We start from the raw sequence: 10,421 nt of genomic DNA, 5'->3' as shown, positions 1-10,421 counted from the left end.
GAACGCGGGCCGACGGTGTGCTTGGGAGCGGATCGGACCGCAGCCCAGGGTGTCCCAGCACCGAAAACGAAACGATCCCCGTGCCGGCATCTTGAGGACAAGATGCGACACGGGGATCGTCCGAGCGAATCGCGACATTGCGGTTCGCTCAGGCTGTTATCTGACAGCGAGGCCGGAGCTAGACGGCGTCCGTACCTTCCTCTCCCGTGCGGATGCGGATGATTCGCTCGACCTCGGTCACCCAAATCTTGCCGTCACCGATCTTGCCGGTGGCAGCTGACTTGGTGATGGCCTCAACGACGCCGTCGACAGCGGCGTCGTCGACGACGATCGCCACCTGGACCTTCGGGACAAAGTCGATCTTGTACTCAGCACCCCGGTAGGTCTCCGTGTGGCCGCCCTGGCGGCCGAAGCCGCGTACTTCACTCACGGTGATGCCGGACGAGCCAGCTTCCTTGAGTGCATCTTTGACGTCATCGAGCTTGAACGGCTTGATCACTGCAGTTACGAGTTTCATGTTGTTGTCTCTTCTCTCTTCTGTCAGTCAGGTTCAGGCGTAGGACGGGTCGTTGTTGTAGCCGGCCATGCCGTGCTCGGGAACGTCGAGGCCACCGACCTCTTCTTCTTCGCTCACTCGGAGGCCAATTGTGGCCTTGAGGGCGGAGAAGACAACGAGGCTGGCAACGCCGACCCAAGCGATGATGATGATGACCATGAGGGCCTGCACGCCGAGCTGCTCGAAGCCGCCACCGTAGATCAGGCCGGCATCTTCGCGTCCGAGGAATGCATCGTCGTAGCGGGCAAAGATGCCGATCGACAGTACGCCCCACATGCCGACGACACCGTGCACGCTGATTGCGCCGACCGGATCGTCGATCTTGATCTTGTCGAAGAATTGCACTGCGACGACCACGATGATGCCGCCGATGGCGCCGATGGCGATCGACATGATCGGAGTTGCGGTGCCGCATGGGCCGGTGATGGCGACCAGTCCGGCGAGCACGCCGTTGCCGATGAAGGCGATGTCCGGCTTGCCCGTCTTGATCCAGACGAAGGCTGCAGTGGCGCAGCCACCGGCAGCAGCAGCGAGAATCGTATTGAGTGCAATGCCTGTCACAAGATTGTCGGCAGCGAGCTCGGAGCCAGGGTTGAATCCGAACCAGCCGAGCCAGAGGATGAACACACCGACGATCGCGAACGGGATGTTGTGGCCAGGGATCGCTCGGGCCGTTCCGTCGTCGGCGAACTTGCCTTTGCGGGCACCGACAAGCTTGGCGCCGACGAGTGCGGCGACACCGCCGGTCATGTGCACGACACCGGATCCTGCGAAGTCGGAATACACGGCGTCACCGATCGAGAGGCCAGCAATGAAGCCGCCGCCCCAGGTCATGTGCACGACCACCGGGTAGATGATGCCGCACATGAACACACCAAAGATGAGGTACGACGAGAACTTCGTGCGCTCGGCCATGGCGCCCGAGCAGATCGTCACGGCTGTCGCGGCGAACACTGCCTGGAAGAAGAAGAACGTTCCGTGCGACAGGTTGATCACCCCACTTCCGCCAAGCGCGTTGATGTCAAGGTCGTTCATGAAGAACCACCCGCCGTCGGTGCCGAGGAGGTCGTTGCCGCCGCTGAAGGCGAAGGCATAGCCGGTTGCAAAGAAGGCAAGGATGCCGATGATTGCGTCGGCCATGTTCTTGGCAAAGATGTTCACTACGTTCTTCGCACGTGTTAGGCCTGCCTCGACGAGTGCGAAACCCGCCTGCATGAAGAAGACAAGACAACCAGCGATGAACACCCAGATGTTGTCGAGGATCGCTTGGACCTCTGACGCTTCCTGAGCGATGACGGTTCCGGGCAAAAGGGCCACAAGGGCGACAACGCCGCCAAGGCCAGAGATGATTCGAAGCGCACGATTGTGCAAGGGGTCCTCCAAAAAGGATCGGGGATACGGGAAGGTTTGCGTGGAGAATCCAGTGGCGCCGTTGCCGTCCGGATTGCGAAGCGAAAGCTACGGACCGTCGATGTCGCGCGTGTCGCGGCTTTGTTTCGGCTCCGTGAACTGTCGTGAAGCGTGGCGTGAGGCGTGTTGAAGAGGGCCCGGGCGACAGCCCGGAGAGGCCCGCTCTTATTGCGAAAGACGGGCACGAACGGCGGGTACGAACGGCGGACGCATCGAATTGGCTGACCGGTGCAGTTTCGGAAAACTGTCCGGGTTACTTGTGCAGCCGTCCGCCCTCAGTAGGGGACCAGTTTTCTCGAGGGGGTTGAGGCACTGGCTGATCTGAGGGCGGAACGACTGCGCAGGTCAAGGTACGGACACGATGTTGCGTGAGTGTGCGCTTTCCGTAAACGAGCGGTGAACAGCCGGCGTTGGTTCGGGGCCAGCTTGCGGCAGCCCGGGGGAGCAAGCGACGAGTGCCACACGCGCCAGATTCGGGGCAACGTCGATGCAACAGCAAGAATGTCGTCTATGGATCTGACGTACCCGAACGAAGCTGAAGAATTCCGCGCCGAAATCAAATCGTGGCTTCTCGACAACCTGCCTGAGGGCTGGTTCGACGATGGCTTCGAGATGACGTCAGGAGAGCGCGAGGCGTTCAACGCCGAGTGGCCCACCAAGCTCTTCGAAGGTGGTTGGATCTGCGCCACTTGGCCGGCCGAGTACGGCGGCAAGGGCCTGACCACGATGCAGGGCGTCGCTCTGTCGGAGGAGTTCGCCAACGCGAAGGCCCCGATGCGCGGTGACTTCTTTGGCGACACGCTGGTTGGCCCGACACTGCTTCAGTGGGGAACCGAGGAACAAAAAAAGGAGTTTCTGCCCGGTATTTTGCAGGGTCGGACCCGCTGGTGCCAGGGCTTCTCGGAGCCCGACTCCGGTTCTGACTTGGCGTCGATCAAGACGACCGCCGAGCTCGACGGCGACGAGTGGGTCATCAACGGCCAGAAGGTTTGGACCACGCAGGGTCACCACGCCGACTATTGCTTCCTCCTGACGCGTACAGATCCCGAGGCGAAGAAGCACGCCGGCATCTCCTACATGCTCGTCCCAATGAATCAGCCGGGCATCGAAGTCCGCGGCATCACGCAGCCCGACGGCACCGCCGAATTCTGTGAGGTCTTCTTCTCGGACGCACGTTGCGCCAAGGACGCCGTTGTCGGCGGAGTGAACAACGGCTGGAAGGTCGCGAACTCAACCCTCGGCTTTGAGCGCGGCCAGTCTGCCACGACTGGTTTCCGCCGCTTTGCCGAGGAGTTCCGGATCCTCAAAGAGCAGGCCATTGCCAACGGCGCAATCAACGATCCGCACATCCGTCAGCGTCTGATGCAGTACTACAGCAAGATTGAGATCCTGCGTTTCAACGGCTTGCGGAACCTCACTGCGACGCTGAACAAGAGCCGCGGTGCCGGGGTGGTTGATATGGGCACGATTGCGCTCGGAGCGACGAACAAAATGTTCTGGACCGAGATGCATCAGAAATCCATGGAACTGGCGTTGGACATCTATGGCACCGATTCGTTGCTGATCGACGCCGGTCCGGAGGGCGGCGGCTGGCCCGGCGCCTCGCGCGACAAACGCCGCGACGGCTACCCGGTGAGCCCGATGATGTCGTCGTTCTTCTTCTCGCGTTCCGAGACCATCTGGGGCGGCACGAGCCAGATCCAGCGCAACATCGTCGGCGAACGCGTTCTCGGTCTTCCCAAAGAACCACAGCCCCCGACCGGCTCCTAAGCGCAGGGGAGAGCGCAAGGCCGGGTGCAGAGATGGCTGTTCCAAAGCTCAACAACTGGACAAAACTTGCCATCAAGCTGTGATGTTCACCCAACTGGCTACTGATGTCGCTCCGATCCGCGGTGTCGTCATCGGGCCCGCCTCGACGCAGACGCTGAGCGTGTCGGTCGACGTGGCCCGTCTCTCGTAGCCTTAGGTGCATGACAGTGCGAATCGGAGTTATTGGTGCGGGCGGTATGGGCCGTGAGCACATCACGAATCTCGCTGCGATTGACGGCGTGGAGGTCGCCGTCGTTGCCGATGTCGTCGCAACAGCAGCCCTCGATGCTGCTGGCCTCTGCAACGCTGCTGCATCGACCGACGCCTTCGCTGTCGCCCGAGACCCGAGCCTCGACGCCATCGTCATCGCGTCGCCGGATGACACGCATGCCAATCTCACGATCGCTGCAGTCGAGCGCGGTGCCTTCGTCCTGTGTGAGAAGCCGCTGGCGAGCAATGTCGCCGACGCTGAACGGGTCGTTGCCGCAGAGGTCGCTGCTGGGCGTCCGTTGGTCCAGTTGGGCTTCATGCGCCAGTACGACCCAGCGCATCTGCAGGTTGCAACCGCAATCGGCGAACTCGGTGCGATCCGCCATGTCCGTAGTGCTCACCGCAACACCAACCACCAGTGGGAACGGCCGCTCGAACTGGTCTTCTCGCAATCGTTGATCCACGACGTGCACACCGCCCGATGGCTCATGGGCACCGAGTTCTCGTCCGTCACCACGCAGGTGGTCAGCGGACCACGGCCAGTCGAGCACGTGGTTGTCCTCGGGGCGATGGCTGACGGGTCGACTGTCACGATCGAGTTCGTCGAAGCCACGTACGGCTACGACATCGATGTCGAGGTGACCTGCGAACATGGCATGGTCACCGCCCCGCAACCAGCTCAGCCGGTTGTCCGCTTCGAGGGCGCGGGTCATCAGCACATTGGTGACGACTGGTTCGGACGATTCACCGAGGCATATCGGGCTGAGGCCGCGGATTGGATTGCAGGGGTTCGTGCCGGAGAGGTGCGCGGCCCGACTTCGATCGATGGTTTGGCGGCGCAGCGAGTTGTCGATGCAGCGATTCGATCGGCGGTATCTGGCCAACGCGAAGCGGTCTCACCGCCGTTTGTGACTTCCGGCCGGACCTGATCTGAGACGGTCAAGACTCGATCTGGTTCGACATGATGGTTGAGTGTCGATGTCGGGAAGCTCCACTGTTGCGGATCAGCATGCTGATTGCGCTGAGGAGCGACTGATCACCAAACCATTCGTGGTCGTATCGTTGAGTGCCTTTGCGTTCTTCATGTACATCGGAACGCTGGTCCCACTCGTTCCGCTGTTCATCGAGGGGCCGCTGAAAGGTGGCGAACTCGCCCTCGGGCTGAATGCCGCAGTTTTTGCCCTTGCTGCAGTGTTCGCTCGGCCACTGCTCGGCCGTTTGGCCGATCGCTACGGACGTCGCTCAATCATCATCGGTGGTGCGCTGATGGCCGCGGCCGGCGGCATGTTGATGAGCCAGATCGATTCGCTCGGCTTCTTGATGGCGCTCCGGGTACTCACCGGCGTGGGCGAAGCGGCAGTTTTCGTCGGATCCGCAACGCTGATTGCCGATCTGTCGCCGCGTGAACGTCGCGCCGAGGGGGCGAGCTACTTCTCAGTGGCTGTGTTCTCCGGCATCGGTGTCGGACCGGTGTTCAGTGAATGGCTGCTTGACGACGTCAACTTCGAACGCACCTTTATCGCGGCCGGCGGCTTCGCCATACTGGCTGCGGTGATCGCGATCTTCGCGCCGGCGCGCGTTGAGTCACCCGAAGATTCCGAGTCGACCGTTGACTCGGGCGGACACGCTGCGCCGCCTGTGAGAGCCCTTGCCGAGAGCGGCATCTTCAAGATCATTCACCCTGCCGCGATTCTGCCCGGTGTTGTGTTGGCGTTCGGGGTTGGCGGTCTGACCACCTTCTTCCTCTTCATCCCCGAGTACTCGCGCGACAACGGATTCGCCAACTCTGGCCTCTTGTTTCTGACCTATGCGCTCGTCTCGCTCGTCATTCGAATCTTCGGCGCAAAGCTGCCGGAACGTCTGGGCCCGCGACGTTCTGTCACGATTGCGCTTGTCTCCATGGCGGGCGGTCTTGCTGTCTTCGCTGCTGCGCCGAACGTCGTCGGCCTGTGGATCGGGGCGTTCCTGATCGGGCTCGGCGCTGCATTCAACTACCCGTCGCTCATGGCGCTCACGGTCAACAATGCCAGCGATGCGGATCGCGCATCGGCAATCAGTTCGTTCACGATGTTCTTCGAAATCGGCTCGGCGGGAAGCGGCCTGCTTATCGGTGGGTTCGCTCAGATCGTCGGCAAGCAGGTCGGATTCCTGGGTGGCGTGGTTTCCTGCCTGATCGGTCTGTGGCTCCTGCGGACCAAGCTCGCGCCCGCTGGGTCTGACGTCGGTTCCAACAGGACTGAGCGGAAATCAGACATCCAACTGGCTGGCTGATTTCCGCTGGTCATTGTGGGCAGTGACCGGCATCATGGAGTCATGCCACCGCTCGACCACGACCGTTGCTACAGCATCGTCAAGAACGCCGACCGGCGCTTCGACGGGTGGTTCGTGACCGCAGTACGTACGACGGGCATTTATTGCCGCCCGAGTTGTCCAGCAATCACGCCGAAGCAAACGAACGTCGAGTTCCATCACACGGCCGCCGCTGCACAGCAACGTGGGTTTCGAGCGTGCAAGCGGTGCCGTCCTGACGCGTCGCCTGGCTCGCCGGAGTGGAATCTCCGCCAGGATCTGATCGGGCGAGCGATGCGCCTGATTGCGGACGGGGCTGTCGAGCGTGACGGCGTGCCGGGGCTGGCGAAGCAGCTCGGCTACAGCGAGCGTCATCTCAATCGAGTCATGACCAACGAGCTCGGTGCAGGTCCGCTGGCCATCGCCCGGGCCCATCGGGCGCACACGGCGCGGTTACTTATCGAAACCACCACGATGAACTTCACCGATATTGCCTTCGCAGCAGGTTTCGGCAGCATTCGCCAGTTCAACGACACAGTGCGTGAGGTGTTTGCGTCGTCGCCGACCGAACTGCGTGCCAAGCGCAGCACCGGGAGCCAGGCATTGACGGCGGGCGAGGTCACACTTCGGCTACCGACCCGTCAGCCGTTCGCTGGTGACGAGTTGCTTGCGTTCCTCGGGGCGCATGCCGTTCCCGGTGTGGAGTCGTGGGATGGCTCGAGCTTCGCTCAGGTGCTGTCATTGCCGCAGGGGTCCGGCGTTGTTTCGCTGCGAGCAGGTGACGATTACGTCGAGGCTCGCGTGCGCCTGACCGAGTGGGCCGACCTCGCCACGGCGGTTCAACGGATCCGTCGACTCCTCGACCTCGATGCCGATCCGCAGGCCGTCGATGCCGCACTCGCCTCCGATCCGCGCCTTGCTCCGCTTGTTGCCAGAGTCCCCGGGCGGCGCGCTTCGGGGAGCGCCGATCCGGTACAGACGGCACTGCGTGCGGTGGTCGGCCAGCAAGTATCGCTTACGGGAGCACGCACCGTGACGGGTCGCCTTGCTCTGGCCCTGGGTGATCCGCTCGACCCGGCGCTGGCGGTCGGCAACGGATTGTCTCATGCCTTCCCGACCGTCGAGCGTCTCGCCGAAGCACCTGACGAATTGTTCGCCATGCCGGCTGCTCGCCGCGACACGGTGCGCCGCCTTGCAGCCGCCGTTGCCGAGGGCAGTGTTGCGCTTGATGCGGGTTCCGACCCGCACGTGGCCCGTGATCAACTCCTCGCACTGAAAGGCATCGGGCCGTGGACGGCTGATTACGTGATGATGCGGGGCCTCGGACATCCCGACGTCTTTCTCGGCACCGACCTCGTTGCGGTCAACGCTCTCACGGCGCTCGATCTCACCGTCGACGATGCAGCCGGCTGGGCACCTTGGCGCTCGTATGCACTCCATCACCTCTGGGCGAGCCTCGGAACGCTCGAGGCCGCCGCGGCTGCCGCTGCACGACCCCGCAAGGACACCGCATGACCGCTACCAATAACGACACCAGCCCTGACACCAGCCCTGACACCAGCCCTGACACCAGCTTGTCTTTCACGATGATGGACAGCCCCCTGGGCGTGCTCAGACTCGTTGCCAGCAATGTCGGGCTCCGGGCAGTGCTCTGGCCGAGCGATGATCCGGCACGGGTGCCACTCGGAATTGTGATCGAGGCGGCCGACCCGACCGATCATCCCGTCCTTGCTGCAGCCGTCAATCAACTCGGCGAGTACTTCGCCGGGGATCGTCGGAATTTCGATCTCCCACTGGAACCGATCGGCACCGACTTTCAGCAGTCAGCATGGATCGCGCTGCGAGCCATCCCTTATGGAGAGACCGTCAGCTACGGCGAGCAGGCCGCAGCGATGGGCGACAAGCGTAAGGCGCGTGCGGTCGGTGCCGCCAATGGTCGCAATCCGATCTCGATCATCGTGCCCTGCCATCGAGTTGTCGGTTCGAACGGCTCGCTCACAGGATTCGCCGGCGGCCTCGCCAGCAAGCAATGGCTCCTTGAACACGAGTCCACTACCGCTCCGTCTTCCAAAATGGAGACCATTTCAACGCGGCAGTGACGTGTCTTGGTCTCCATTTCTGGCGATGGGGGCAACGCTGGCGAAATGGAGACCGTTCTGCTTGCTGGGCGCGGTGAGCTGGTCTCAGTTTCTGATGACAGGGGCGGCGTGAGGGTGTGGCAACGTGACGCGATGAAGTATGTGCCGTTTGGAAACACTGGTTTGTCCGTCTCTGCGATCACGCTCGGGTGCATGAGTTATGGCGAGTCGGGTAAGGGCACCCACGCATGGAGCATGGACGAGGCGAGCAGCCGGCCGTTCATCGAGCAGGCCCTCGAAGCAGGGATCAACTGCTTCGACACGGCCAATGTTTATTCGCTGGGATCGAGCGAGGAGATCGTCGGTCGAGCGCTTGCCGACATGACGAATCGCGAAGACGTGATCATTGCCACCAAGGTGCGTGGCCGAATGCGCGAGGGGCACTTCGGCGAGGGGCTCTCCCGCAAGGCAATCATGCATGAGGTCGACCAGAGCCTGAAGCGGCTCGGCACCGACTACATCGATCTGTATCAGATCCATCGCTGGGACCATCGCACGCCGATCGAAGAGACGATGGAGGCGCTGCACGATCTGATCCGCTCGGGCAAGGTGCATCACATCGGTGCATCGTCGATGTACGCATGGCAGTTCAGTAAGGCGCAGTACACCGCTGACGCCAACGGTTGGACGCGGTTCGTCAGCATGCAGCCGCATTACAACCTGATCAATCGCGAAGAGGAGCGCGAGATGCTTCCGCTTTGTCGCGACATGAACGTCGCCGTGATCCCATGGAGCCCGATGGCCCGCGGCAAGCTGACTCGCGAGTGGGGTGCCACGACCAACCGCACAGAAAGCGACGACTTCGGTCGCTACCTCTACAGCATGGAGGAGTCGGACAAAGCAGTGTCCGACGCCGTCGGTGTGGTTGCCGAAGCGCGCGGTGTGTCGCGCGCGCAGATTGCCCTCGCGTGGGTGCTGCGCAATAAGGCAGTCACGTCACCGATCATCGGTGCAACCAAGCCGCATCACATCGACGATGCCGTGGCAGCCGTCGAGTTGGAACTTACAGACGACGAAGCGCAGTCGCTCGAAGAGCACTATCTCCCGCACCCCATCGTCGGCTTCTCCTGAGTCGGTCCAGATCGCCCGATCCCTGCGTTGCGAGAGCTCGTCATTGAGCAAGCTCAACATCCTCGCCTCGCGCCTCGCGCCTCGAACAATCTGATCCCAACTCAGGGGATTGGGAGGGACGAATGGCGCCCGACTGCGCTGGCCCGCCCGCTGTGCCTTTTACTTACGTCGGTAGGCGGAGGCTGACTGCGCTTTGCGGGCGCGGTTGGCTTCCTGCTTTGCTGCCTTAGCGGCCTTGCGTGCTGCGCGCAACTTGTCTTGCTCGTCGGCCGGGCGCTTCGAGGTGTCGAGCACCGTCGTGGCTTCGGACTCTTCGACCTTCGGGAGGGCCATGGTGTCGTCGTTCTTCAGCAGGTCGCGGATGATCGCGGACGCGGGTGCTTCCCCAGCCGCGGTGGCAGCGAGCATGATTCGGGCAACGGCGAGGCCGTGCTTCTCGACGATCGGGGGGAGCACTTCCTTGAGCTGATCGGTCGACGGATTGTCGGCGTTCTCACCGAGCTGCTCGATGCAAGCGGCGAGGGCAGCGTCGGAAATGATCGCTGCGATTGCTTCCATGGTGCCGTCGATGCGGCCGGTCTTGACGGCAGCGCGCACGCTGTCGACAGCGAGTTCGCCTTCGACAAATGACTCCAGGCCTTCACGATGATCGTCGTCGAGTACCTCGATGGCGGCGGCCAATTCTTCGTCGGTGGCAGCCTTGATTGAGCGGTCGAGGAGACCCAGCGCCTGCATGCGGTTCTTGACGTGATTCACGGGCAGCGACGATACCGTCGAAACATGCCGAGCAGCACTGTAGCCATCTCAGACGCTAAGTTCGTCTCGCTCACGACGTACAAAAAAGACGGTACACCCAAGCCGCTTCCGGTCTGGATCGCCGCGCTTCCCGACGGCCGTGTGGGTTTCACCACGTCGGGGGAGTCGTGGAAGGCGAAGCG

Annotated in this window: 10 protein-coding genes; 7 read left to right on the top strand and 3 right to left on the bottom strand. The window is 62.4% G+C overall.

Annotated elements, in window-relative coordinates; genetic code table 11:
• Positions 1-178 precede the first annotated feature (178 nt).
• Positions 179-517, bottom strand: coding sequence for a P-II family nitrogen regulator (locus tag ACH2EI_RS08155; protein WP_395155886.1), 339 nt, complete (start codon positions 515-517; stop codon positions 179-181).
• A gap of 33 nt (positions 518-550) precedes the next feature.
• Positions 551-1,927 carry an ammonium transporter gene (locus ACH2EI_RS08150; protein WP_395155888.1) on the bottom strand — a complete coding sequence of 459 codons (1,377 nt, stop codon included), beginning with the start codon at positions 1,925-1,927 and terminating at the stop codon, positions 551-553.
• Positions 1,928-2,476: 549 nt separating this feature from the next.
• On the opposite strand from ACH2EI_RS08150, the gene ACH2EI_RS08145 reads away from it, so the two are divergent.
• The 6 genes from ACH2EI_RS08145 to ACH2EI_RS08120 all read left to right on the top strand — a co-directional run bounded on the left by ACH2EI_RS08145 (position 2,477) and on the right by ACH2EI_RS08120 (position 9,483).
• Positions 2,477-3,736 (top strand): acyl-CoA dehydrogenase family protein, encoded by a 1,260-nt coding sequence (locus tag ACH2EI_RS08145; protein WP_395155890.1) that lies wholly within the window; start codon positions 2,477-2,479, stop codon positions 3,734-3,736.
• A gap of 200 nt (positions 3,737-3,936) precedes the next feature.
• Positions 3,937-4,914, top strand: coding sequence for a Gfo/Idh/MocA family oxidoreductase (locus ACH2EI_RS08140; protein ID WP_395155892.1), 978 nt, complete (start codon positions 3,937-3,939; stop codon positions 4,912-4,914).
• Positions 4,915-5,047: 133 nt separating this feature from the next.
• Positions 5,048-6,256, top strand: coding sequence for an MFS transporter (locus tag ACH2EI_RS08135; protein WP_395159673.1), 1,209 nt, complete (start codon positions 5,048-5,050; stop codon positions 6,254-6,256).
• 42 nt (positions 6,257-6,298) lie between these two features.
• A complete protein-coding gene (locus tag ACH2EI_RS08130; protein ID WP_395159671.1) occupies positions 6,299-7,789 on the top strand; it encodes a DNA-3-methyladenine glycosylase 2 family protein in 1,491 nt (496 codons plus the stop codon).
• The gene (locus tag ACH2EI_RS08125; protein WP_395157242.1) at positions 7,786-8,373 is read left to right on the top strand and encodes a methylated-DNA--[protein]-cysteine S-methyltransferase; all 588 of its coding nucleotides are present in this window, start codon (positions 7,786-7,788) and stop codon (positions 8,371-8,373) included. The genes ACH2EI_RS08130 and ACH2EI_RS08125 overlap by 4 nt, the downstream gene beginning before the upstream one ends.
• 132 nt (positions 8,374-8,505) lie before the next feature.
• Complete coding sequence (locus ACH2EI_RS08120) at positions 8,506-9,483, top strand: aldo/keto reductase (protein ID WP_395157244.1); 978 nt, start codon at positions 8,506-8,508, stop codon at positions 9,481-9,483.
• Between the two features lie 159 nt (positions 9,484-9,642).
• On the opposite strand, the gene ACH2EI_RS08115 is transcribed toward ACH2EI_RS08120, so the two are convergent.
• The gene (locus ACH2EI_RS08115) at positions 9,643-10,239 is read right to left on the bottom strand and encodes a hypothetical protein (RefSeq protein WP_395159669.1); all 597 of its coding nucleotides are present in this window, start codon (positions 10,237-10,239) and stop codon (positions 9,643-9,645) included.
• Between the two features lie 24 nt (positions 10,240-10,263).
• On the opposite strand from ACH2EI_RS08115, the gene ACH2EI_RS08110 reads away from it, so the two are divergent.
• On the top strand, positions 10,264-10,421 hold a 158-nt coding region (locus ACH2EI_RS08110; RefSeq protein WP_395159675.1), incomplete at its 3' end, for a pyridoxamine 5'-phosphate oxidase family protein.

It is taken from the genome of Ilumatobacter sp. (assembly GCF_041688325.1).
GTDB lineage: Bacteria > Actinomycetota > Acidimicrobiia > Acidimicrobiales > Ilumatobacteraceae > Ilumatobacter_A.
This window is presented reverse-complemented; position numbering and strand designations above follow the sequence as displayed.

Coding starts and splice junctions, on each gene's coding strand:
- ACH2EI_RS08155 (WP_395155886.1), bottom strand. CDS start 517: ATGAAACTCGTAACTGCAGTGATCAAGCCGTTCAAGCTCGATGACGTC.
- ACH2EI_RS08145 (WP_395155890.1), top strand. CDS start 2,477: ATGGATCTGACGTACCCGAACGAAGCTGAAGAATTCCGCGCCGAAATC.
- ACH2EI_RS08140 (WP_395155892.1), top strand. CDS start 3,937: ATGACAGTGCGAATCGGAGTTATTGGTGCGGGCGGTATGGGCCGTGAG.
- ACH2EI_RS08130 (WP_395159671.1), top strand. CDS start 6,299: ATGCCACCGCTCGACCACGACCGTTGCTACAGCATCGTCAAGAACGCC.
- ACH2EI_RS08125 (WP_395157242.1), top strand. CDS start 7,786: ATGACCGCTACCAATAACGACACCAGCCCTGACACCAGCCCTGACACC.
- ACH2EI_RS08120 (WP_395157244.1), top strand. CDS start 8,506: ATGAAGTATGTGCCGTTTGGAAACACTGGTTTGTCCGTCTCTGCGATC.